This is a genomic window from Janthinobacterium sp. B9-8 (genome assembly GCF_000969645.2).
In the GTDB taxonomy this organism is placed as follows: Bacteria; Pseudomonadota; Gammaproteobacteria; order Burkholderiales; family Chitinibacteraceae; genus Iodobacter.
On record NZ_CP014222.1, the window covers coordinates 1,541,829 to 1,568,385 of the forward strand.

Consider the following 26,557-nt stretch of genomic DNA (forward strand, 5'->3'; position numbering starts at 1 on the left):
GATTCAATGCCAGAAATTAAAACGGTGTAATCGTCTGAGGCTTCAGCGGCAACACAGGCTGTTCTTTGAGTTTTTTCTCAAGGATGCTGATCGCGACTTCCAGCTGCTGGTCTTCGCCTTTAAAAGTGGCGTGGGGCAGGTTTTCGACTTCTATGTCGGGCGTGACGCCCACGCCTTCAATTAACCAACGGCCATCCTCGATAGCAAACTGGCCGTTTTCTGCCGCACGGACCATGCCATTATCCGCAAGGCGGTTTTGATCGGATAACCAGACGCCCGCACCTGCGGTGCGTTTACCCACAAGTGGCGCTAATTTAAGTGCTTTAATCCCGGCAGCGAAGGTTTCACCATCGGAATAAGTCAGCTCATCAACAAGCACCACCAGATGCCCACGGAAAGTTTGCTGCATATTGGTGTAAGGCTGGCGCAGGGGGCTGGCCCAAAACGCCCAAGCTTTACGCAGCAGTTTCTCGATAATCCAGCTATCGATATTGCCGCCATTATTACGGCGCACATCAATAATAAGCCCGTCCCGATTAATATTGGCGTAAAACTCGCGGGCAAAACTGCCGATATCCTGTGCCACCATCGCCCGCAAATGTAGATAGCCGATTTTGCCTTTAGATACCGTATTCACCCGCTCGCTGCGGCTTTGCTCCCAATCGCCATAACGCAGATTATTTTGCTTATCCATATTCACAGGCGAAACAATCACCTCGTGCATGGCTTTAGCGCGTTTAATTTGTAGCAAAACCTGCTTATCTGCCTGATTAAGCAAGAGATCAGAAATATCTCTCGCCTCCAGTACTTTTCGGCCATTCACCGCAGTAATCACATCGCCTTCTTTTACATCAACATCTGCCTGAGCCAGTGGCGAGCGTTGGGCAGGCAGCTCGGCCTCGCTATGATAAATATGCTCAACTCGATAGCCCTCTTGCGTGCGAAGCAGAACTGCGCCTAACCCAGCCGCCACGCCATCGGCAACACCTTTACGAATATCGCCAGGAGTCACTTGCGAATGCAAAATACCTATTTCTGCCGCCATCATCCCAAGCACATCATTCAGCTCGGCCCTATCGCTGACACGATCAACCAGCGGAGCGTATTTTTCGCGCATTTTCAGCCATGCCACGCCGCGTATTTTATCGTCGAATAGAAAATCCCTGTGCATACGCCAAGCATCAGCAAACATCTGTTGCCAATCCTGCCGCGGATCGCTTCTAAAGCTCCAGTCATCCAGCTTTATTTTGGCCTTGCTAATATCCGAGGGCTGCTTCGCCCCTGCATCTACAATAAAAAACCCACCGGCAGCGGCTTGATAAAACAAATGCTTTTTATCACTGGCAAGCTGAAAGTTTTTTACCCCTGCGGCAAATAGCTCGGTTTGCGGCGCGGTTTTACTGATAGAGATCGTTTTCAGGTTCGTCTTATCACCTTCCTGCTCCAGAAAATAAATAAACTTATCGTCAAGCGCCAAGTCACGATAATTGCCCGCAGGCACAGGCAGCTCGTACAAGCGCTCTGCCAGCCCCGCATATTGAATAGCAGGTAGCGGTTTTACTTCCGGCTTGCTGGCTTTTTTATCCGTTTTTTTATCGTCTTTGGCATCCGCTTCGGGCTTCACCAGCTCGTCATCCGCTTTGAACGGGAAACGATTCCCCGCTTGCAGTGCCAAGGCATAGATTCCTCCGCGCTTATCAAAAACCGGCCCCATATTACGATCGCCCCAAGGCGAGCGGTTGCTGACTTGAAAGTTGCGATTAGAAATAAAATACAACCAGCGCCCGTCTGCCGAAAACACCGGCGACGCCGATTCATAGCGATCACTACTTACAAATGCCAGCCGCTTTGTTTCTAGGCTATATAAGCCAATTTGCTCACGTTGCTGATTGCTATTGGGCCGCACAATGGCCAGCGTTTTACTATCGGGCGACCAAACCACGGCATCGTGTCTGTCTATGCCCAGTACGGATGCATCATCAATCACCCCATTGCTTTTGCTCTGCAAATCCAGCAACCATAAGCGGCCACGTTTATCGCTATGCGCCAGCCATTTGCCATCGGGTGATGGGTAAATAGCCCAGCGATGCACGCCGCCATCCTGCGTCAGCCGTTCACCTTTGCCACTGCCGTTGGCTGCAAATTGCCAGATTTCATTTTCACCCGTGGTATCCACAAGGGCATAGACCGATTTATCGTCATGCGAAAACACCGCTTCGCTAGCTCGTGCGCCATCGGGCACAGGCAGATCAACCCGCCTTTGCAGCCCTAGCCCGGCAATGGTTAAACGGCCACGCGCCGTAAACAAAGTCCGCTCTTCTTTTGCCGCCAGCTGCATATGCGTCAGATTATCCAGCGGAGATTTAATCTGCCGCTGACGCTGCTGATCAAAATCAGAAAGCAAATCAATTTTTAAAAGCTGATCCTGCTTGGCTGCCAAATCCAGCACGCGCAAATCTGCCCCCAACTGATACACAATCTTGCCATCGCCAAGGCTAGGATTGCGGACTTCCCAATCTTTATGCGCCGTTAAAGCCAGCATCCCGCCGCCGTGCGAAGTGGTATACAAATTGTAAGCACCACCTTTATCACTTACAAAATACAGCTGGTTTTTCCACCACATGGGCCGTTTATAATTGCTGCCATCATCAGGGAATAAGGGCTGTGCTTCGCTCTTAGCTTGTAAATCAAAGCGCCAGAGCCGGGCATTGGCCCCACCTCGATATTTTCTTGCGTTATCGCCGGTTAGATGTAAGCCATAGCGAGTGAAATACAGCGTTTTACCTACATCATCCAATACCGCCTCGTTGGCATCCGCCACGGGGAATACTCTGCGCTGTAAGCTCTGCGGGTGAATGGCCGCAATAATCCGGTGCGCTGACGGCCCTGTGCTGCTTTGCGTGCTTAAAAGCACCTCACCCCCGGCTGTCCAACCCAACACATTGACCGTGCCATTTTCAAAGCTCAGCCGCTTGGGCACGCCTCCTGCCATCGGCATCACATACGCCTCTAAGGCACCTTCATAAGAGGCTGAAAACGCCAGCCACTTGCCATCATGCGACACCGCAGAGTGAATCTCTGCCCCTGCATGCGTCGTCAAACGCTGCGCCTGCCCGCCCTGAAGCGGTGCTTTCCATAAATCGCCTTCTGCGGTAAATACCACCGCATCAGGGATAAGCGCTGGGAAACGGGTATAAGCCGGGCTGGCAACAGCACCTACGGCAAGTAAAACAAGGGCAAGAGAAAGAATCTTCATAAGGCGAAAGGAGGGTTCTCAGGTCAGATAGAAAGTGGCTTACACTCAAGCAAATGCACGGCGAAGCATAGTGAGCCAAGAATAAGAACAGAAATATTAACGTCAGGCAAGCTTGCAAAAACCACCTACTCCACTTACAATACGCCAGCATTACACAGCGGGTGTCGTATAATGGCAATACCCTAGCTTCCCAAGCTAGCGCCGAGGGTTCGATTCCCTTCACCCGCTCCAAATTCAAAGCCCGGTTAAGTCACCTTAACCGGGCTTTTTACTGAGTGTTTACGCCATCTTCAAGCCCTTCGCAGGAAAGCATAAACACGGCATTGGTAAGGAAGAATCAAGGGTGATTTGCCCCAGGTTTGCCCCAAGTTAGTAATCTGCCCCTACTGAGGCAAACCAACGAATGCGCTGCACGCTTCAAATCCCCTTCCGGATTTCCCGCAAATTATTACTCCATTATTTTTAATCATGACTAATATAATTAATAAGCCTTAAACGAACATATGGCCTCCACTTACGCACCCTCACAATCTGTGCGGGCATTCAAAGCAGGAATAGAATATGCCCGAAGGCTTAGCCGATCTGTTTGGCACAGACCAGTGGACTCCCACAGGGGCCGTTAAAACCACGGCACAAACTCAATACGATTTTGAGCTACTGGTACAAGCGCATGTAAACCCCTTAACGCCCGGCGAGATTGACGGGGGTGGCACCTGCGCCAATATCCTTGCGGCCATTCCTGCCGGACAACAAAATACTTTTGAATTTGAGCCAAGATCACAATATGGCTTCAAATTCAGATGGACAGATGCAAACGGAGCGCAATGGCAGGTACATGGGCACGAGCCAGATGCAGGTGCTGTAGCTGGCCATGTTGGCGCAGGCGCGTGGACAATGCGCGTGCAATGTGGCAATGCTTTTATGATGTCACGCCAACTGGTTTCTGATTTTCCCGCCGCTCATGCCAATTACACGCCTCCTACATTCTGGAGCCGCTGTAACACGCCGTTAAAAGTCGGGCTTAGCCATATTGTGATCAACAATCCATAGCCCGCGCCGACCGGAACACACAATACCCGCAGGAAAAAGAACTTTAAATGATTAGCTAATCAAAGCCATCTTTGCCAGCAAAGATGCCGCTTACACCTCCGCTAGTGCTGCTATTACTACTGTGTTGCTCCTTGCTATCGCTTCACTTTATAAAAACTAGGGACAGGCCTCTGCTAATTTAACCAATTATTTCTTAATCGTGGTCTGTCCCCAGTTTTCTCTTCCTTTACAGTTGTAATATCTTGGCATATAACATCTTTTTTAATCAACTGACCGTGCATAAATCAAATCATCGACCCACACCTTTACCTCACCCAGTCTAATAAAATACTCATGATCATTTCAACAAATAGCAAAATCCATATCAAGGTTTGATACAAAAAAAACGAATCCAAATAACTCCTCAACACTCAAAGACATCTCTTTAAAATCATTTAATAAAAAAACAGTAGAATCAACGTCCTGCTCAAAAAAAACAACAATATCCTTACCAATAAAATTAGAAAAAATACATTTTTCACCTAGCAAATACAAAGAACTATTCAAAGAAGATACCCTACTCCACAAAGGAGTATCTCCTCTTGAAAAAAATTTTTCCTCGCATGAGCGGCTAAAATAAACAGCGTCCAATATTGCCATTTCAACGCAAAAAATACTTTGCTTTTTTGATTCAACAATAAAATCATCCGCTATATATCTCATTTAGATGTCTTTATCATGTTGGTTGGATTGCCGTAACTAAGTCTGGGAATATACGCCCTACTACACTTTTTGCTGGGAGTTTGAAACCTAGTATGCGGAACTCCAGGTCCGTTTTTTTATAAGCCAAGTTAATATTTAATTTAACTAATTATTTTTCTAACTGTATTCTGTTACCGGTTTTTCTTGAAATTAAGAGCATGGAACACAGGAGGATTTAAGTTTACTCTGACCCCAGTTATTTCCAGTTATTTGACCCCAGTTATTATTCCGTCCAGTGCCTTTTTCGCCGCATCCGCATCCGCATCCGCATCCGCATCCGCATCCGCCTCAGCGGTGCGGTTGGCCATAAAGGTGCTGCCTTCTTGCAGGAAGGTTTTGGTGGCGCTAAATAGCTCGTTGATTTTTTCAGGCTTAAAATCGTTGTCGAGTTTTTGCTGCGCGCCATCGGTATCGCGGCTTAGGCTGGCGATGGTTTCGGCGGCGGTTTTGCCGGTCAGCTCTTTTTGTTTGGCTTCGTCGGTAATAGTGATTTTGGCTGTGGCGATGGCGCTTTTGGTGGTGCTCGTGCCATTGTCCCCAGCGCTAAGGGCGACGGGCGCAGTGGGAGTGACGCCGCTTGGGCCTGCGTCGTAGAGTTTGCTACAAGAAGGGGCTGCGGCCTGATCGCCACTTGGGGCTTTGCCGTCTTCCGGTTTTTTCTCAGTGCCGCCCATGCTAAAGCCACCGCCAATGCCGATGCTGCTGGCGCTGTATTCGGTGCGGTTGTTGATGTCTTTTTGTGTCAGCGTGCCGGTGCTGAGGGTGTTGTCATCCGACTTACTGGCAATCACCGCACCGTTCAGGTCGGTATTGTTTTTAACCTTAATCTCAAAGCCGTCTTTGCCTGCAAACAAGCCGCTTTGCTCGGTAACGGCTGCGTAGTCAGATTTCATTTTGTCCTGACTGATGCTGGCGCTGCCCGACACGCCCACACCTACCGTTACGCTGGCGCTTACGCTGCTTTGCTTGCTGTCAAACTGGCTGGTGTCTTGGCGGCTAGCAAGTTTTAAATCGCCGCCGATGTCGGCAATGATTTTGCTGCCGCTGACCACGGCGCCTTCTACGCGGGTGTCGTTGGCCGATTCCAGCGTCAAGGTTTTACCGGCGTTGATATGGCTGTTTTGCTGGGCAGTATCTTTGCCGTCAGCATGACCGCGGCTTAGGCTGCCGTTAGCGGTGACGCCATAGCTGGCGCCGCCTTGCCCGAAGGTAATGGCAACACCTGCACCTGCTGTTTTTGCTGTGCTGCTCGCTCTCGTCCAGCGCCGATTGCAAGTTGATATCGCCATCCGATTTCAGCCTGATATTACCTTTGGCATTGATCTCGCTGCCCAGCACAATCAGCTGGCTTTAGCATCTCCCATCACAAAAACAGGAGCCGTTCTAATTTTCGATGGCTTCTTTTGGAGTTAACCCATAAATGCCTCTACAGAACGTCAACTCAACTCCATTAGCTGACTCCAAGGCATGAAATCAAAACGTCCTTCAGTTCTCAATAGAGTGTGCGCGCAGTAAGCATCAATTGCTTCAGCCGGATTTTTCAATATCCGCATATTTTTCACATCACCATCATGAATATGATAAACAACCTTATCCCTGCTGGAATCAATTACAAAAAACTGATCACCACACTTTCCGGACAAGCCTTCAGGACGGGTATCTAAAAAACATCGGAAAGCTGTCCATTGATAAGGTTTACCATCATAAGGGTTATATTGGGTTTCAATGGCGTTCGGCAATCTCTCCATTACAATGGGAAGTAATGTTTTTTTCCATTTCTTATCGAAACCCGCCAAAATATTTTCAAATGGTTCCCATCCGCCGTTTGGATGCCCAACTAGCTGCGAGTTGATCATGATACTTCCCAACGCATCTGGATGAATACCCCATCCCCCACAGCGCCAAAGCCATGACCCAGATATTTCATCGGGTAGCGCATGAATGCAATCTAAGTCTTCTCCTTGCTCATGCTTTCCTCTCCTTGGATAGCCCACATGTACAATACGATCTTTTATATCAAAATATCCGCGTACCCCTAAATTATCCTCATCAAAATAATTCCACCACCGAATTCCAACCATAAATTCCGAAGCATATTGTTCCAGTACCGCAAAACTTTTAGGTTGAAGTTTTTTTAAAGGCTCAATTATCCATTCTTTCCCACCTAACTTCAGAAATTCGATTTCCGTTAATCCAGCTTCACCACTGTCATGCAAATAATCAAGTTCTTCTTTTGAAACCTCAGTATAGCGAGTACATATGCGTGTGTTTTTATTGCGTACATCCTCGATAGTGCAGCCTGATAAATGCCAATCACTTCCGTCCATATTAAATTTTTCGTGCATTATTTCAAACCTCGCTTTATCAGCTCTACATCAATTTTAATCGCCATTTTCCGCTGCGCATCTAGTAAAAAATCTTTATAAGATTGATGCACAGGTTCTCCTTTAAAGTGTTTCCACCCACCATCAATCCATTCAACAGTGCTTTTCTTAGAACTATTCGCAGATCTAGTTATTGGCTGCAGATTAATTTGGTCATTTATCAATGATTTTTGAACCTCTGGAGGAAGCTTAGAAAAATCAGGGATTTTTTTCAAAATATAGTTTTGCGGAAGAATATGATCAACACCCAAACTAACGCCATCAGGAAGCAATTCTCGCTTACCAGACACTGGATTCATCCATTCAACCTTATTATCTGCATTAACCCACTTCGCGGGAATAGCACCATACCTATTAGTAAGATCGCAACATGCCGCATTGTGCACCCACACCCCAAACTCACCAACATGGTAAGTCTGAAACTCAGCTACTTGGATATTAAATACCGTTTCTGTGGCTGACTCGACGCTCAGGCTGATAACCGTAAGCGGCTTGTTAAGTCGATCCAATAAAACCATATCGGCGGCAAGTAAGGATGCTTTAAGCCAGCCTTGATCCTGAATCCAGAACGGATGCTCTGCCGTTGTACGTAAGCTTTCTTCTACCCCAGCACTATTACGTACTTGCAGGTGGTAAATCGTTTGATCTGAAGTTGCCTTTGTTGCCAATACAGGGCGGAAACCATATTCACCTGTTTCATCGCTCCTGGACCAAACCAACTCTCCACCAACAAATGTTTCGATGGGTTTTAGGCCTGCGCTGGTTTCGACCAGAGTACCAGCAACAAAGCAAGCTGGAGGCGTTAAACATGAACCTACCGGTGTTTTATTTACTTCGTTTGCTTTCAACTCCGCTGATTTGTCAGCTAGCAGCGGGTTTTCTCTATCCTGCACAGAAGGTTTACTAGGAAGCACTGATTTTGCAGTGCTTTTAACCCCAGAAATCGTAGCAACGATCAAAGCCGCTTGCTCAGGCGTAACTCCCCACTTCTGCTTCATCGTTTCTGCAAAAGTAGTCGATGAAAGCATGGCCATTGCATCGCTTTCCTGCATCCGCAATGCACCAAGCGTATACATCATACTGCTCGGTAAGTTCAGATCTTTTTGCATTTTCTCCAGCTCAGCAAAAATCTCTGAGCGCTTTTCCATTAATTCGCCATATTTGGAGCGACATACATCTAAATTACTAGCGCATAAAGACGAAACTTCTATGAGCTGCTTTGTGGCAATTTCTTGGTATTTTTTCTCAATTGCTTTGCAGTTATCTTTGGGCTTGCATGCGGCATATTCCGCATGAAAACTCTTAAGTTGAGGAAGCTTTAAAGAATTATTCTCCATCTCAATCTGCGCCGCATTATTCGCTGCCGCTGCATTGCCATCCGTGGCCGCAACAATGCCAGTGATGATGGAGCCGACCAGATTCTTACGTTTTTCCTTTTCACTGGCCGTCATATTATCTGCATTGGTGTTTTCAATTTCTGATAAGACGTTGTTGATGACGACGCTGGAAGCGGCTCCCACGGCGGCGCTGCTGCAGTTGCTGGCAGAGACTGCTGCTCCGGCGCAGGAGGCGATGGCGTGCAGGGCGGCGCGGACGTTTTGGCTGGTGGCAGTTTCTTTGCCCTCTTCCTGGAACGTGTTCGCAATCGCCTTGATTTTTTCAGCGCCCAAGCTTTGCAGGTAAGCCACAGAGGCGTTTTGCAGCAGGCCTGTTGCACCACCGCTGACATTGCCACCCACGGCAGCTTGCAGTGCGGTCATGGCGCGGCCGTAGTCTCCACCAGGCGTCCATCTATCTGCTTCGGTTTTTTGCCCGTCCAGACTAATGACCTGATCTTTCAGCTGCCTGATCAGCGCCTGATTTTGCTGATCTTGTGGCTTGGCTTGTTCTGCTTTTAAGCTGGCCGTTGTGCCGTCCAGTGCCTTTTTCGCCGCATCCGCCTCGGCCGTGCGGTTTGCCATAAAGGTGTTGCCTTCTTGCAGGAAGGTTTTGGTGGCGCTGAATAGCTCGTTGATTTTTTCAGGCTTAAAATCATTGGCGAGTTGTTGCTGCGCACCATCGGTGTCGCGGCTTAGGCTGGCGATGGTTTCTGCGGCGGTTTTACCGGTCAGCTCTTTTTGTTTGGCTTCATCGGTAATGGTGATTTTGGCTGTGGCAATGGCGCTTTTGGTGGTGCTCGTGCCATTGTCCCCAGCGCTAAGTGCGACAGGCGCAGTGGGTGTGACGCCGCTTGGGCCTGCGTCGTAGAGTTTGCCTCCAGAAGAGGCAGCGGCCTGATCGCCACCTGGGGCTTTGCCGTCTTCCGGTTTTTTCTCAGTCCCGCCCATGCTAAAGCCACCGCCAATGCCGATGCTGCTGGCGCTATATTCGGCGTGGTTGTTGATGTCTTTTTGGGTGAGCGTACCGGTGCTGAGGGTGTTGTCGTCCGATTTGCTGGCGATCACAGCTCCGTTCAGGTCGGTATTCTTTTTAACCTTGATCTCAAAGCCGTCTTTGCCCGCAAACAAGCCGCTTTGTTCTTGCACCGCCGCGTAGTCAGATTTCATTTTGTCTTGACTGATGCTGGCGCTGCCCGATACACCGACACCCACCGTTACGCTGGCGCTTACGCTGCTTTGCTTGCTGTCAAACTGGCTGGTGTCTTGGCGGCTGGCGAGTTTTAAATCGCCGCCGATATCGGCAATGATTTTATTGCCGCTAACTACCGCCCCTTCTACGCGGGTGCCGTTGCCGGATTCTAGCGTCAGGATTTTACCGGCGTTGATATGGCTGTTTTGCTGGGCGGTATCTTTGCCATCGGCTTGGCCGCGACTCAGACTGCCGTTGGCGGTCACGCCATAGCTTCCACCGCCCTGGCCCATCGTGATCGCTACCCCGGCTCCCCAGCTGGAGCTGCTGTTTTTGCTATGCTGCTCGCTCTCATCCAATGCCGATTGCAAGTTAATATCGCCATCCGATTTCAGCTTGATATTGCCTTTGGCATTGATCTCGCTGCCCAGCACATTTAGCTGGCTGGCTTTATCGCCCACCGCCGAGATTTGAATATCCCCTCCCGCGTTTAAAGTGCTGCCGCTATGGCTGATGCTGCTGGTTTTGGTAACACTCTCCGATTTTGATTCGCCATAAGTAATGCTCACGCTCACCGAAGAAGGATCTGCAGCCGCGGCCTTGGCTGCATCAATGCCATTTTTAGCAGCCAGCGCAGCCGTGCCCACCGATAGCGCTTTTACACGGCTATCTTTGGATTCGCTGCCCTGCTGAGCAGATGAGGCAACTGTTTGTGCGGCTTGCAGCACACTCAGTACCGGCGCACTGAAGGCAACAGTAATACCGCTTTGTTTAAAGGTTTGGGTTTCGGTGCTTTGGTGGCGATCCTGACCAGGGTCTACCGTGACTTGCTTGCCTTGGATCACCATATCCCCGGCCAGCGCAGACAGATCACTGTCGGTGACCTGGATTGCATTGCCCGCCTTAATCGTTAGCTTGCCTTGCTCGCTACCCACCAGACTGCGATTTTGGCTTTGAATGCTGCCATCGGCATCGGTATGGGTTTGTTGCTCTTGCTTGCCGTAAGTAAAGCCAAACCCGCCGCCACTAAAGAGGCCGGATTTACTTTCTTTTTTATCGTGAATGTCCTTACTACTATTGGTGCCCGCCGTGATTTTAACGTCGTTGCCTGCCAATAATTGCACGTCTTGCGTCGCAGCAATGGCACTGCCGTTTACTTTGATGTCTTTACCTGTCTGGAAATCAATACGATTACCAGACAGGCTGTTACCACGAGTTAAGAATAGTTAATGTTAATGCAAGACCTGACCACATTGATTCCCTTTTATTTCTTCCTAACAAAGCCCAACAAAATGAATTCAACAACACGATCCGGCTCACTCTCCGACATTAAGACTTCATATATTGCTTCTGCTATATTAAAAACACTCTTCTCTTTCAGCATATATCCAAGCGCCGTTGCAATTCGAGCACATGAAAAAAACTGTAATGCTTGACTTTTATCTTTACCATACAAATCAAAGTAATTCTCATCCATTTCATGAGCAAAATCACTAAGTTCAGCCACTAAATCAGTTGAAATAATAGAACCATTCAGCATTCCTTCAAAAACATCATTTATTAGTTTATTTTTAACATCCAAATTAACAATAGCTACTTGGCATGCAGCAAAAAAAACAGCCTCTCCCTCATCAATGCTGCTCTTTTTAATAAAAACAGCCAACTCCTGAGAAATAGTTTCCAACCTCATAAATCACTCCTTCTTTTTTAAATTACTCTTTATCTTCTTAATTGGAGTAGCAATATTTGCGCCAGTAGGTTCAATCGCACTATTACAAGCAGGACAAACAGGTCGCGTTGCCCCAATATCTACAATTTTATATCCTCTTTTTTGCGCAAATGTAACTATATCTGCCTCTGCATGTCCAGTACCAGGAATAACAATTTCACCCTCACCAATTGAAACACCTGGCCTTAAGTAACCTCTTGGCTCACTAGTACTTACAGCAACAAAACGAGTTCCGTCTGGCTTCTCTAACACAGCAACACCCATAGTAATTCGCCCTCTTGAATTTTCTGGGATCTGTGACAACAGGGCTTCTGATCTGGTTTTGACCAATAGCGTTGGATCTTTATAAACCAAATTTTGAGGTAATCGTGAGCTTATAGGATCAATAGCTTCGCGCTTAACTAGATTAGATGTAGATACACCGACTTCAGAAACTACTCCCGTCTTATCAATAGAAATTACCGAATTTACTGCCCTTCCACCAACTGGCACCTCTGCAGACGATATTTGATTGGAAATAACTTTATTCTTAGAAACAGCGCCAATACCTACCAAGACCGTTGCATCTGTTGCACCAGAGAAATGACCTCCATTAGTGACACTATCCGGACCGGCCTGTTCCAGTAGCACACGCATTAACTGGTCAAAATTATCTTTCGTTAACGCAGCGTATTTCTTACCCCCTTCATACTGAGCATTATCAACCAAGCCTCGGGCCAATACCTCCAGCTTTGCTGACACATCAAAGCGCTCAACAAAATTACCAGCGGCATTCTGATAGAACGTTGTGCCTGTAGCCTTGGTTGCTTTTATTGCATCGGCTTCAGTTGCAAAAATACGCATTTCATCACGGCCATAGACATTTTTAGCCGCCTTGACCAAATCATCTTCATTTAGTGCTTTTAGCGCAGGATTCTTAGCCTGCAGTTCCCTAATTCGCTGCCTCAGCAAATCAGGATGTTTCAGCGCATTATTCTCCATCTCAATCTGCGCCGCATTATTTGCTGCCGCTGCATTGCCATCCGTTGCCGCAACAATGCCGGTGATGATAGAGCCGACCAGATTCTTGCGTTTTTCCTTTTCACTGGCCGTCATTTTGTCTGCGTTGGTATTTTCAATTTCAGACAGGACGTTGTTGATGACGACGCTAGAAGCTGCTCCAACGGCGGCGCTGCTGCAGTTGCTGGAGGAGACTGCTGCTCCGGCGCAGGAGGCGATGGCGTGCAGGGCGGCGCGGACGTTTTGGCTGGTTTGGTTTTCTTCTCCCTTTACTGTCTGGAAGCTGTTGGCTATTTCTTTGATCTTTTCAGCGCCCAAGCTTTGCAGGTAAGCCACAGAGGCGTTTTGTACCAAGCCTGTTACGCCGCCGCTGACATTGCCGCCCACGGCCGCTTGCAGTGCGGTCATGGCGCGGCCATAGTCTCCGCCAGGCGTCCATCTATCTGCTTCGGTTTTTTGCTCACCCAGACTCGTTATTTGAGCATCCAGCTGGCGGATCAGCGCCTGATTTTGCTGATCTTGTGGCTTGGCTTGTTCTGCCTTTAAGCTGGCCGATGTGCCATCCAACGCTTTCTTCGCCGCATCCGCCTCGGCCGTGCGGTTTGCCATAAAGGTGTTGCCTTCTTGCAGGAAGGTTTTGGTGGCGCTGAATAGCTCGTTGATTTTTTCAGGCTTAAAATCATTGGCGAGTTGTTGCTGCGCACCATCGGTGTCGCGGCTTAGGCTGGCGATGGTTTCTGCGGCGGTTTTACCGGTCAGCTCTTTTTGTTTGGCTTCATCGGTAATGGTGATTTTGGCTGTGGCAATGGCGCTTTTGGTGGTGCTCGTGCCATTGTCCCCAGCGCTAAGTGCGACAGGCGCAGTGGGTGTGACGCCGCTTGGGCCTGCGTCGTAGAGTTTGCCTCCAGAAGAGGCAGCGGCCTGATCGCCACCTGGGGCTTTGCCGTCTTCCGGTTTTTTCTCAGTCCCGCCCATGCTAAAGCCACCGCCAATGCCGATGCTGCTGGCGCTATATTCGGCGTGGTTGTTGATGTCTTTTTGGGTGAGCGTACCGGTGCTGAGGGTGTTGTCGTCCGATTTGCTGGCGATCACAGCTCCGTTCAGGTCGGTATTCTTTTTAACCTTGATCTCAAAGCCATCTTTGCCTGCAAACAAGCCGCTTTGCTCGGTGACGGCGGCGTAGTCAGATTTCATTTTGTCCTGACTGATGCTGGCGCTGCCCGATACGCCCACGCCTACCGTTACGCTGGCGCTTACACTACTTTGCTTGCTATCAAACTGGCTGGTGTCTTGGCGGCTGGCGAGTTTTAAATCGCCGCCGATATCGGCAATGATTTTATTGCCGCTAACTACCGCCCCTTCTACGCGGGTGTCGTTGCCGGATTCTAGCGTCAGGATTTTACCGGCGTTGATATGGCTGTTTTGCTGGGCGGTATCTTTGCCATCGGCTTGGCCGCGACTCAGACTGCCGTTGGCGGTCACGCCATAGCTTCCACCGCCCTGGCCCATCGTGATCGCTACCCCCGCACCCCAACTGGAGCTGCTGTTTTTACTGTGTTGTTCGCTCTCATCCAGCGCCGATTGCAAGTTGATATCACCATCCGATTTCAGCCTGATATTACCTTTGGCATTGATCTCGCTGCCCAGCACATTCAGCTGGCTGGCTTTATCGCCCACCGCCAAGATTTGAATATCGCCACCGGCGTTTAAAGTGCTGCCGCTATGGCTGATGCTGCTGGTTTTGGTGGTGCTCTCCGATTTTGATTCGCCATAAGTAATGCTCACGCTCACCGATTTAGGATCTGCAGCAGCGGCCTTGGCGGCATCAATGCCGTTTTTAGCAGCCAGCGCAGCCGTGCCCACCGATAGCGCTTTTACGCGGCTATCTTTGGATTCGCCCGCGGTTTTTGCTGATTCTGCCACCGTTTGTGCGGCTTGCAGCACACTCAGTACCGGTGCACTGAAGGCAACGGTAATGCCGCTTTGTTTAAAGGTTTGGGTTTCGGTGCTTTGATGGCGATCCTGGCCGGGGTCTACCGTGACTTGCTTGCCTTGGATCACCATATCCCCGGCCAGCGCAGACAGATCACTGCCGGTGACCTGGATTGCATTGCCCGCCTTAATCGTTAGCTTGCCTTGCTCGCTACCCACCAGACTGCGATTTTGGCTTTGAATGCTGCCATCGGCATCGGTATGGGTTTGTTGCTCTTGCTTGCCGTAAGTAAAGCCAAACCCGCCGCCACTAAAGAGGCCGGATTTACTTTCTTTTTTATCGTGAATATCCTTGCTGCTATTAGTGCCCGCAGTGATTTTAACGTCGTTGCCTGCCAATAATTGCACGTCTTGCGTCGCAGCAATGGCACTACCGTTTACTTTGATATCCTTGCCTGCCTGCAGATCAATGCTATTGCCAGACAGGCTATTCCCAACCGCTTGAGTGGTACGACTGAAATCACTGGTGGTGGTGGTTTTGCTAGAGAACCAGCCACGCCTATGGCGGTAGGTTTCTTGCGTATCGGTTTGCGTCAGGTCAATCGAAGCCAGCTCGATATCTTTTTTAGCCGATAAGCTCAGCTGGCCTTTCTCTGCCAGTAAATCCGCGCCTTTCAGGGTGATATTGCCATCTGGGCCGGTCGCTTTAATGCTTAGATTTTGCCCGGCCGTTACGCTACCGCCCTGTAAGCTTTCTGTGCTAAAGGCGTGTCTGTCGTAGCGATCATTGCCTGCGCGCTGGTCGTCCCCCGCCAAGCGCTCTTTTACGGCTTCGATCTGTACGCTGGCCCCTTGCAGGGTTAAATTTTGCCCGGCGTGTACATTGGTGCCGACCAAGCTAAGGCGATCACCCGCCACCACCAGAGCCTTGCCGCCTGCGCTGATGCTGCTGATATTTTGCTGGGTGGATTGTTTATCCAGATAGCCCGTGCGCCCACCCGCCCAATCACCATCTGTGCCCAGATGCAAACTGCTGTTGGTGGCGATACTCTGGCTATCAATCTTGCCCTTGGCCTGCATAGTCAGATCTTGCCCGGCCTGTACGCTGGCGGCTTTAAGCAGCAGATCGCGCCCAGCGCTCAGGCTGATGTCGCCACCTTGCACAATCGCTTGCCGGTCTAAGTTGGATTGCTTGGCGCTGCCTGCAGCATTTTTGGTCTCACCCATCGCCAGCGTTTGCAAGACAATATCGCGGCCCGCACTCAGGCTGAGTTTGCTGCTCTCGCCCATGCCCACAATCTGGCCGGATTGGTTTTGCAAATCGTTTTTGGCGTGGATAACGATTTGCTGGCCGCCAATCTGCCCGTGATCATTTAATACATCACGGCCCGCGTTCAGCGTGAGTTTGTTACCCACAATGCTGGAGTTGCGGTTTACCAGATCTTCGCTGCTGCTTAAATGCACTTCACGCGCAGAGATCACCGCCCCGCCTATTTGCAAATCGCCTTGCTCCAAGCGGCGCAGATAGACCTGCGGCACCAGCACATCCTGCTTACTGCCGTCAGCCAACATGACGGTTTGCGTGGTCAGCCAAACCAGATCGCTGGTTAACAGCGCCATTTGCTCAGCACTCAGCGCCACACCAGGGGTAAGCTGATATTGCTTGGCGAAGCTGATCCCCGCATCCATCAGCGATTTAAATTCGCTTTCGGTATCTCGGTAGTCGCTTAAAAAGCGTCGGCCGGTGAGCGCCAAGATCTGATCATTAATCAGCTTTTGCTCAAAAAACCCATCGCCATAGCGCTTTAATTGCTGCGAAGGATCTTTAGCCAGATTCTGGGTAAAGTAATCAGAGCTTAAAAAGCTGCGCTGATTGGTAAAGCGGGGATCGGTTTCAACTAAATAGCGCTGATTTGGCGCGGCATGCAATTTAAACAGGCTGTTATTTGGGGCAACTAAATTAGGCAGCATGGTTAATACCCGCCCCTGCTGGCCTAATTGCATGCTTTGCACTTTGGGGCCAGCTTGTTGGCTGGTTTGCGCCATTTTTGCGGCTTGTGCATCTTTAAGCTGCACTTTGGCCGTGTCGCTCATTTCTGCTTGATCGACTGTTGCCTGTGCTTGCTGCTGATTGGCAAGCAGTGCCGTACTTTGCACCGAAACAGGCCCCATCGCAGCCAGCTGCTCGGCACTTGGTGCATTGTTCTCTGCCGCAAACCTCGCATGCTTTGCATCCACCATCTGCGTTTGCTCAGCGGCGGATTGGGTCGGTCCTTTAGCGCCGCTCAATGTGGCGTGCTCTGCCTGCTGCATTTGCGCCGATGACTGCTGCACTAGCGAGGCCTGATTAGCCCCGCTTAGTTGCGTTTGGCTAATATCGGCCATCTGAGCCTGATTTGCCTGCTGCCGGGCAGCATCAGTCACTTGGCCGCTCTGCTGCTGGCTAGCTGCGGCGCTTGCCGATTTATCAGCCGCATGCTTGCCTGCATCAACTAAGCCCAGTTTGTCTTTTACAATCCCTGCGCCTGAAAATCCCTCATACGTGACGGTCATTAAGGGGACAGATTGGGTTTGGGGGGGCAAGGTCAGTGCTTGCCAATTGCCGCCATTCACCCCTACCGAGCCTTTTAGCTCTTCGGTGCGAGTGCCCTGCTGTTTGCTGACATTATTGATATTTTTTACATCACCCAGCAGCAGGCCACCCGCTACCAAGGCGCTATCCTGATTATTAATGGCCGAACCAAACAAAGTCATATTGCCACCGGCGATAATTTTGCCGGGCGCAGATTTTTCTACCGTGCTTTGGGTGACTGTTTTGGAATCGAAGCGGTATTCGTTCCAGCGGGTGTAGGTTCTAGCATCGAGATCGGCGTTGAATGCACGAATTTTGTAATCTAATTGGTATTCATATGAATTCCACACGGCAAGCGTGGCTTTGGCTGCATGACATGCTGGATCGTTAACACGCCGACCCTCACAAAAGCTAGATACATCTACAAAATTTACAGGTGGACGTGCAAGGCCAAACCTTTCCCAAATTGGATCTGTATTTGAGTAATGGAAACTAACGGCAGGAACACAGCTCGCCCCACCACCTCCACCAATTTGATTCCCCCCTCCTCCTTTACAAATCCTCTCAATTTCAGCGGAGTAACGATAAGCTTGAGAACCAAACACAGCATCAGGATAAGCTTGGCTTGGCTTTACAAGCCCACTTTTACCTAAATACTTATAATCCTTACCATCTTCAAATGAAATTTCATCACGTCGCCTTAAAGAAGCTAAATCATACTTTTGCCCGGCTTCATCAAAAAACTCAACTTGATTCAGTGCTACTTTTTCCGTCGTCGTTTTTTGCTTTATATCCAAATAAATATTTTTATTCTCAACCGTATTGGCTGAAATCAATAGATTATTAGCAATATCAATCCGGCTAGATTCATTATTCAATACGCTCATCTGGCCTTTTGAATTGCCTTCCGCATCTAAACTGCCCCCAATCGATGCATTGCCCAAACTAAAAATCAGCGCCCCATCCTGATTGCCCGTGGTATTGAGGTTATTTAATGTTGCAGCGCCCAATTGTAAATCTGCACGCGCAGCAATCACCCCTCTATCGCGGTTATTAACTGTATTTGCGCCAATGGATAGCTTATCACCGTAAATTCGGCTGGTATTATTAATTGTGCCTGCATCAATACGCACTGCCGAGCCATCAATTAAGCCATCACCGCTATTATCCAGCTGGCCACTTGCATTGATGCGGGTGGTTTCTAGGCTGCTGATTTCGCCACGATTATCTAGATTGTCGGTGGTAATCGTTGTTTGGTGATTACTAATTAATTTACCCTGATTCACTAAATTAGTGCTATTTAAGGATAAATCACCCTTGGCTTGTAATACGCCCTGATGCGTGTAATCACCATTAATCGTCAGTGATAAATCAGTGCCCACCGCAATACTGCCATCCAGATTATCGAGGCTATTGCTATTGATATTTGCGCCTGCGCTGGTTTCGACAACGCCTTTGCCATTATTAAATTGCGTAACAGCCAATACCATATTAGCAGCGTCAATTCGGCCATTTTTATTATCTAATGCAGAGGCCTTAATTGTGGCAGTACCACCAATATTTAGCTTGCCTTGGTTAGCAAACGCACCAGATAGATTAATATCAGCATCGCCCAAAGCTGTTAAAGCGCCTTGGGTGTTATTTAGGCTTTGTGCCTTAATATTCAGCGCCGATTTGCTTTCTACCAAACCCGAGGCATTATTAAAATCACCGCTCAAATTAATACTCTGGTTTTGGCCGCTAAAAATATAGCCCGCAGTATTCACTAAGCTGGCGGCATCTAATTGCAGATTAGCACCAGCAATCAGCCCTTGTTTACCACGTAAATCGGCTTGATCAAAATGGCTCTGGGTATTGATAAAATCATGGCCCTGAGTATTGATATTTATGTTTGACCCAGCCTGAATCAGCCCGCTTTGGTTTAATACGCGGCCAGTGCTTGCGCTAATACTCTCCACGGCAATAATCTGGCCCTGGCTATTATCCAAGTCTGCCGTATTAAGCTGAATATTTTTTGCTGCTAATACACCGGCCTGGCTATTATTCACCGTGCCGGTTTTAATTTTTAGCCAGCCTGTATCAGCTTGAATCTTTCCATTCTGGTTATTTAAATAATGGCTGTTTAAATCAATATCACCCGTGGTAGATGCAATCACACCGCCGCTATTTAATAAACCATGCGCAATAAGCGCCAGCTGATCTTTAGCAAGGATGCGGCCATTGCTATTATCCAGCGCAGCGCTGTTTAAATTGAGCGCGCCATTTTTAGCTAATAGCGATCCGCCCATATTACTCAGCGCATGGCCTTGGGTATTGATCGCTAATGATGCTTCACTACTGATCTCGCCCCCATCATTTTTAATGGTTTGAGACACAAGCGCAGTGCCTGCTGCACTGCTAATTAGCCCCGCTTGATTATTTAAATCTGCACTTGTGATGGCGGCGCGGCCTGCGGTGCTGGCGATCTTGCCTTGGCTATTATCTAACGCACCAGTTTGCAGATTGATATTTTGCCCTGCCAATAAGCTACCGCCCTGATTACTCAGGCTTTGGCTGCTGATATCCAGCTGCTGCTGGCTCTGGATGCTGCCCTTGTTGTTATCAATGCTGTTTTTTGCTCTTAATTCCAGCGCTGCAGCTTGGATCTGGCCAGATTGATTACGCACTTCATCGGCATTGATCGTGAGCGAGCCTTGGCTTTGCAGCTGGCCAGCCTGATTATTCAGCAGCGTGGCATTCAGTGTTTGCGCAGCTTTGCTGTAAATCTGCCCGCTGCTATTGTCCAGCTCGCCAGTGTTTACCGTGAGCGTGCCGCCAGAGATTAAGCCGCCATCGGCTGCGCTATGGGTGTTCTGGAGTTTTGCTACATCCAGCTGGGCGGCTTTGCCCGCTTGAATCAGGCCTGCATCGCTGATGAGCAGACCCGCTTTAATAGCAAGTGAGTCTTGCGCAATCAGCTGGCCTCGGCTGTTGTCGATATTGGCCGTATTCAAGCCAATATTTTGCCCTGCAAGTAAGCCGTGGTTGTCCAGCTGCCCACTCTGAATATCCAGCGCCAGCTTGGCTTGCAGTTTGCCTGTGTTATTTAAAACCTGGCCATGCGTATCCACGCTGGCACTGCCTTCTACCGAGGCAATCGTGCCGCTGCTGCTGATAGCCTGGCTGCTGATGTGTAAATCTTGCTGCGCCAAAATGCGGCCATCGGCGTTATCTAATGCGCCGGTTGCCAGCTGCATTTTGCCGTTAGCTAGCACCGCCCCGCCGTTGCTAAATACCTGGCCGTGCGTGTCGATATTTAGATCGGCAGCGCTGTTAATTTCACCCGCTTTATTACTCAGCGTTTGGCTGCTGATGTGTGTACCGATGGCGCTGCTGATTAAACCTGCATCATTGATTAATGCGGCACTGGTGAGCGTAGTTTGGCCTGCGGTGCTGGCGATCTTGCCCTGGCTGTTATCCAGCGCACCGGTTTGCAGGTTGACGTTTTGCCCTGCCAATAAGCTGCCACCTTGGTTACTCAGGCTTTGGCTGCTGATATCCAGCTGCTGCTGGCTTTGAATGCTGCCCTTGTTGTTATCGAGGCTATTTTTTGCTTTTAATTCCAGCGCTGCGGCTTGAATCTGGCCAGATTGATTTTGCACATTATTGGCGTTAATCGCGAGTAGCCCCTGGCTTTGCAGTTGACCGTTTTGGTTATTCAGTAAAGTGGTATTCAGCGTTTGCGCTGCTTTGCTGTAAATTTGCCCGCTGCTATTGTCCAGCTCGCCAGTGTTTACCGTGAGCGTGCCGCCAGAGATTAAGCCGCCATCTGCTGCACTATGGGTGTTCTGAAGCTTTGTTACATCCAGCTGGGCAGTTTTGCCCGCCTGAATCAAGCCTGCATCGCTGATGAGCAGGCCGGTATTAATCTTGAGTGCGTCTTGCGCAATCAGCTGGCCTCGGCTGTTGTCGATATTGGCCGTATTCAAGCCAATATTTTGCCCAGCAAGTAAGCCGTGGTTATCCAGCTGGCCGCTCTGAATATCCAGTGCCAGCTTGGCTTGCAACTTGCCTGTGTTATTTAAAGCTTGGCCGTGGGTATCAATACTGGCATTGCCTTCTACCGAGGCAATGCTGCCGCTACTGCTGATCACCTGGCTGCTGATGTGTAAATCTTGCTGCGCCAAAATGCGGCCATCGGCGTTATCTAATGCGCCGGTTGCCAGCTGCATTTTACCGTTGGCTAGCACCGCCCCGCTGTTGCTAAATACCTGGCCATGCGTGTCGATATTCAGATCGGCAGCGCTGTTAATTTCACCCGCTTTATTGCTCAGCGCTTGGCTGCTGATTTGTGTGCCGGTGGCGCTGCTAATCAAGCCTGCATCGTTATTTAATGCGGCACTGGTGAGCGTAGTTTGGCTTGCGGTGCTGGCGATTTTGCCTTGGCTATTATCTAGCGCACCGGTTTGCAGATTGAGGTTTTGCCCAGCCAATAAGTAGCCGCCCTGATTACTCAGGCTTTGGCTGCTGATATCGAGTTGCTGCTGGCTTTGAATATTGCCCTTGTTATTATCGATCGTATTTTTTGCGGCAAGCACCAGCGCTGCGGCTTGCATCTGGCCGGATTGATTTTGCACATCATCGGCATTAATCGCGAGTAGCCCCTGGCTTTGCAGCTGGCCAGACTGGTTATTCAGCAGAGTGGCATTCAGCGTTTGTGCTGCTTTGCTGTAAATCTGCCCGCTGCTATTGTCCAGCTCGCCGGTGTTGACCGTAAGCGTGCCGCCAACGATTACACCGCCTTCTTTGCTGCTATGGGTGTTTTTAAACGTTTGCAGATCAAGCAGGGCATTGCCACCGGCTTGAATCAAGCCTGCATCGCTCAATAATTCACTGGCGTTGATTTTGAGTGCATCGAGCGCAATCAGCTGGCCCTGGCTGTTGTCGATATTCTGGCTATTGATGGTCAATATTTGGGCAGCCAGCAGGCCGTGGTTATCTAGCTTGCCACTTTCTAAATCCAAAGCTTGCTTGGCTTGCAATTTGCCATCTTGATTACTCAACGCTTTACCATGGGTATCAATGCGCATTGCGCCTTCTACCGAGGCAATCGTGCCTTGGGTATTGCTGATTGCTTGGCTATTAAGCTGCAGATTTTGCTGCGCCTGAATGCGCCCCTGTGCATTATCCAGAGCAGCGATATCGAGCTGCATTTTTCCTTGCGCCAAGATGCTGCCTGCTATATTGCTCAGCGCCTGCCCGTGGGTATTTAGGCTAACGTCGGCGCTGCTGCTGATTTCTCCACCCTGATTACTCACAGCTTGGCTGCTAATGGCCGTGCCGGTGACGCTGCTAATCAGCCCCTTATCATTACTTAGCGCATCGGTATTTAGCGTGACTTTGCCTGCGGCACTGGCTATTTTTCCTTGGCTGTTATCAAACGCGGCGGTGTTTAATAGCAGATCCTGCCCAGATAAAACGCTACCGCCCTGATTGATTAGCTGCTGGCTTTCAATTTGCAGCTTTTGCACGCCTTGCAAAGTGCCAAGGCGATTATCCAGCTGGCCTGGTGTTTTAATCGTTAGATCAGCCGCCTGAATATGGCCTGCTTGGTTATCTATTTTTTGCGCAGATAAGCTTAGGGATGATTGGCTTTGTAGCTGCCCATCCTGATTATTTAGCTGCTGCACATTTAAGACTTGCGCCAAATTGCTATGGATAAGGCCGCTGCGATTATCCAGATCGCTCGCATTCAGCGTAAGCTGGCCGCCCACCAATACGCCGCCTTCTTTACCGCTGTGGGTATTGGTGAAACTGTGCACATCCAGCTGTGCATTGCCGCCCGCCTGAATCAGGCCGGCATCACTGAGCACATCACCTGCTTTAATTTTTAAAGCATCCTGGGCGATTAACTGGCCATGGCTGTTATCCACGGCAAGGCTATCTATGGCGATGCTAGAGCCTGCCAGCAGGCCTTGATTCAGTAGCTTAGCGGCGCGCACATCCAGTAATTGCTTGGCTTGCAGCTTGCCTGTATTGCTTAAAACTTGGCCATGCGTATGAAGGCTTAATGCCCCTTCTACCGACGCAATCGTGCCCTGTGCATTACTCAGTGCTGCGCTATCGATCTGCATATTTTGCTGAGCAAGCAGGCGGCCCTGTGCGTTATCCAGTGCGCCCATTGCCAGCTGCATCTTGCCTTGCGCCAGCACGCTGCCGCCCAGATTACTAAAGCTCTGTCCGTGCGTATCAATATTTAGATTGGCCGTGCTGCTGATTTCTCCGCCCTGATTGCTCAACGACTGGCTGCTCACTTCTGTGCCTGTGGCGCTGGTGATTAAGCCTTGTTCATTATTGATTGAGCCGGTATTCAGCGATGTTTTAGCTGCGGTGCTGGCGATTTTTCCTTGGGTGTTATCCAAAGCAGCCGTTTTTAATTGCAGCTCTTGCCCAGCCAGCAGGCTGCCTTTTTGATTGTTTAAATTGCTGCTGGCAATGTCTAGTAACTGCTGGCTTTGAATCAAGCCGCTGCTGTTATCAATATTATTTTTGGCGTGCAGAGTAAGCACTGAAGCTTGAATTCGCCCACCTTGATTGGCGACGGCATCGGCAGCAATCGTCAAATCTGCCTGGCTTTGCAGCTGCCCATCCTGATTATTTAGCTGCTGTACATTCAAGCTTTGTGCTTGATTGCTATGAACAAAGCCGCTGCTATTGTTCAGCTCGCCGGCATTCACAAGCAAGCTACCGCCCACAATCAAGCCGCCGTCTTTTGCGCTATGGGTATTTTGAAACTTGCCCAGCTCAAACAGTGCATTGCCACCGGCTTGAATCAAGCCTGCATCGCTGACTAAATCTTTTGCTTTAATCTGCAATCCATCTTGTGCAATCAGCTTGCCTTGGCTGTTATCGATACTGGCAGCATTAATATTCAGTGCTTGCCCAGCCAGCAGGCCGCGGTTATCCAGCTTGCCGCTACTTAAAGTGAGCGCCTGTTTGGCTTGCAATAGGCCGGTATTGCTTAAGGCTTGGCCGTGGGTATCAACTGTTAACGCGCCTTCTACTGCGGCCAAGGTGCCTTGGGTATTTGTCAGTGCTTGTGTGTTTAATTGCAGATCGTGCTGCGCAATGATGCGGCCCTGCACATTATCCAAAGCCGCCGTTTTGAGCTGCATTGTGTCTTGGGCAAGGATGGCACCGCCCAGATTACTTAAATCCTGAGCATCAATATTTAAGCTAGCAGCGCTGCTGATTTCTCCAGCCTGATTACTTAAGGCAAGACTTTGAACTTGCAAACCCGTTGCAGCACTGATCAAGCCGGATGTATTGCTTAAAACACCCGTGTCTATCATTGTTTTTGCCGTAATGCTGGCGATTTTGCCCTGCTCATTATTTAAGCCGGTGCTTTGCAAAGTCAGGTCTTTACCTGCAAGCAAACTCCCCTGCTTATTCAGCAACTCTTGGCTATTAATTTGCAATTGCTGCTGGCTTTGTACCGTGCCGCCGCTATTATCCAGCAGCCCTTTAGATTGCAAGCTGACATCCAGCGACTGCATATTGCCACTATTGATAATACGACCCGCGCTAAGCTGCAGCTTTTGCGCGCTCAGCCAATCCCCACCTGTGCTGCTGATTAAATCACCAATTTCTGCACTTAATAGGCCCTTGCTGGCTATTTTGCTTTGGCTCGTCGTCAAGTTATTAGCCTGAATACTTAAACTGCCTTGGCTAATCAGCTGACTATGATCGAGGGAGATGTCGCTTGCGTTTACTTTGCTGGCCAGCTGGCTTTGCCATTGGCTGTTCGCCACAGTTAATGGCCCAGCGATATTGGCATCCAGCTTACCCAAACTATTCAGCACTGTGCGATCAGCATTCAAACTAGCGATATTCAATACCGTATCTGCACCGCTGCTTAGATGCGTATCTGCAAGATTAACTTTGCCCGCTTTTAAATCCAGCTTACCCTGCGCTTGCCATACGCCACCCTGATCCTGCCATTGCGCTGCCGTAAAGCTCACATTAGTGGCGCTATATACGGAGCCACTATTTAAGGCCTCACCGGCAACATTCAAGGTAAGCGCTCCAAGGCCCTGTTGAATGATCGAGCCGGTATTATTTAAGCTGGCAGCCTTAAGCAGCAAAGCGCCCGTGCCTATTGTACTCACCGTACCAGATTGATCGAGCTTGCCAGTGGCCTGCACGGTAAGCGCCGCTTCAGATTGTGTTTGCCCTGTTAGCGAAACCTGCTTGCTACCCGTAATGGATAAATCTTGCTTGGCATAGCTGTCTTTTAAGGTGATATCGCCATTACTGCTGAGCTGCAAAGTGCCTGTCAGAGCGGCAATCCGCCCTGTGCTGTTTACGCCTAGGCCCTGCTCGGTGGCGACCAAATACACTTGATTGGCATACATGCCCCCTAGGCTTTTGATATCCACCGCAAAACGCGGGGTTTCGCCTGACCCACCTAAGGAAGTGCTTTGCAAAGTGCCATATAAAACCTGATTGGCACCGGTAATACTGTTTAAGCTTTGCGCCCAAACTTCACCTTCTAATACCAAACCGCGCGCCAATAAATCGAGCTGGCTTAATTGGCTGCCATTCAAGCCAGACTGGCCAATAGTGATAACGCCCTGGCTCACATTTAAAGATTGCAAGCGCCCTTGCTCAAACTGCGGCGTACCGGTTGTGAGTGTCACTCGGTTGGTATTGATAAATCCGCAAGCATCGCAAAGCAAGCCATTCGGGTTGGCAATCACAATATCCGCACGCCGCCCGGCCACTTCCATTGTGCCGCGCAGTTGCGAAGCGTTTGTTCCCACCACTTCATTTAAAATAATTCGAGCAGGGGTAATACCCAGCTGTGGATTCCCCGTAACCCAGCCGCCTAATTGCGTTTGAACATTGCTATTGCTGTTATTTAAAATCAGACCATTTTTATTAACATTAAAATCTTTAAATTGATTGCGTGAAACACCGCCCGCCGATGGCGGCGCGATATGCACAATCGGCACGCCATTGGCTGCTGCATCTAGAATCGGTCGCACACCGGCTGGGCCTGCAGGTGTGATGGGTAAATCTTGAGCCTGCACACCTCCCATAAGCGCCAAGGCAAGCGCCAGACTCGTGCGCCAGCCTTTAAGCAATCCTCTGTTTTGTATAAGCGGCACCGAAACATTGCCCGCCCCACCTTCACCACTGGCACATTTCCCCTGACGGTTAGACGTTTCAGCAACGGCCATTAACAAGCCACGGTGAGCATTAAAAACAAGGCGGTAACGATTCTGGTTCATGGTGTAGGGCTCAAAATGCTTTAGACGCGGCAGGCAACAAGCTGCTGGCTACAG

Annotated in this window: 7 protein-coding genes, 1 tRNA gene and 1 pseudogene; 2 read left to right on the forward strand and 7 right to left on the reverse strand. The window is 49.5% G+C overall.

Translation table 11 applies throughout. The features are described 5' to 3' along the window. Window positions 1-16: 16 nt before the first annotated feature. The gene (locus VN23_RS07010; RefSeq protein WP_046351848.1) at window positions 17-3,256 is read right to left on the reverse strand and encodes a S41 family peptidase; all 3,240 of its coding nucleotides are present in this window, start codon (window positions 3,254-3,256) and stop codon (window positions 17-19) included. Between the two features lie 157 nt (window positions 3,257-3,413). Between VN23_RS07010 and VN23_RS07015 the strand changes: the two genes are divergently transcribed. Together VN23_RS07015 and VN23_RS07020 are read left to right on the forward strand one after the other, a co-directional pair. Then, window positions 3,414-3,487: transfer RNA gene (locus tag VN23_RS07015), tRNA-Gly, on the forward strand. Between the two features lie 330 nt (window positions 3,488-3,817). Beyond that, on the forward strand, window positions 3,818-4,306 hold the full coding sequence (locus VN23_RS07020) for a polymorphic toxin type 30 domain-containing protein (RefSeq protein WP_046351847.1): 489 nt from the start codon (window positions 3,818-3,820) through the stop codon (window positions 4,304-4,306). A gap of 342 nt (window positions 4,307-4,648) precedes the next feature. Here VN23_RS07020 and VN23_RS07025 read toward each other — a convergent pair whose 3' ends face one another. The 6 genes and pseudogenes from VN23_RS07025 to VN23_RS21755 all read right to left on the reverse strand — a co-directional run bounded on the left by VN23_RS07025 (window position 4,649) and on the right by VN23_RS21755 (window position 26,503). Further along, window positions 4,649-5,008: a hypothetical protein gene (locus tag VN23_RS07025; RefSeq protein WP_046351846.1), complete on the reverse strand. Its 360-nt coding sequence runs from the start codon at window positions 5,006-5,008 to the stop codon at window positions 4,649-4,651. A 245-nt stretch (window positions 5,009-5,253) separates the two neighbouring features. Further along, window positions 5,254-6,385 (reverse strand): annotated as a pseudogene (locus tag VN23_RS07030) (hemagglutinin repeat-containing protein). 98 nt (window positions 6,386-6,483) lie between these two features. Next, a complete protein-coding gene (locus tag VN23_RS07035) occupies window positions 6,484-7,392 on the reverse strand; it encodes a hypothetical protein (RefSeq protein ID WP_046351845.1) in 909 nt (302 codons plus the stop codon). After that, entirely contained in the window at window positions 7,392-11,201 is a 3,810-nt protein-coding gene (locus tag VN23_RS07040) for a hemagglutinin repeat-containing protein (RefSeq protein WP_335339394.1), read from the reverse strand. Before VN23_RS07040 ends, VN23_RS07035 begins: the two co-directional genes overlap by 1 nt. A gap of 62 nt (window positions 11,202-11,263) precedes the next feature. After that, the gene (locus VN23_RS07045; RefSeq protein WP_046352196.1) at window positions 11,264-11,689 is read right to left on the reverse strand and encodes a hypothetical protein; all 426 of its coding nucleotides are present in this window, start codon (window positions 11,687-11,689) and stop codon (window positions 11,264-11,266) included. A gap of 3 nt (window positions 11,690-11,692) precedes the next feature. After that, window positions 11,693-26,503 carry a hemagglutinin repeat-containing protein gene (locus tag VN23_RS21755; RefSeq protein WP_062654845.1) on the reverse strand — a complete coding sequence of 4,937 codons (14,811 nt, stop codon included), beginning with the start codon at window positions 26,501-26,503 and terminating at the stop codon, window positions 11,693-11,695. Window positions 26,504-26,557 lie beyond the last annotated feature (54 nt).

Bases quoted from the DNA above. Each gene is read 5' to 3' on its own strand.
- VN23_RS07010 (WP_046351848.1), bottom strand. From the start codon at position 3,256: ATGAAGATTCTTTCTCTTGCCCTTGTTTTACTTGCCGTAGGTGCTGTT.
- VN23_RS07020 (WP_046351847.1), top strand. From the start codon at position 3,818: ATGCCCGAAGGCTTAGCCGATCTGTTTGGCACAGACCAGTGGACTCCC.
- VN23_RS07025 (WP_046351846.1), bottom strand. From the start codon at position 5,008: ATGAGATATATAGCGGATGATTTTATTGTTGAATCAAAAAAGCAAAGT.
- VN23_RS07035 (WP_046351845.1), bottom strand. From the start codon at position 7,392: ATGCACGAAAAATTTAATATGGACGGAAGTGATTGGCATTTATCAGGC.
- VN23_RS07045 (WP_046352196.1), bottom strand. From the start codon at position 11,689: ATGAGGTTGGAAACTATTTCTCAGGAGTTGGCTGTTTTTATTAAAAAG.
- VN23_RS21755 (WP_062654845.1), bottom strand. From the start codon at position 26,503: ATGAACCAGAATCGTTACCGCCTTGTTTTTAATGCTCACCGTGGCTTG.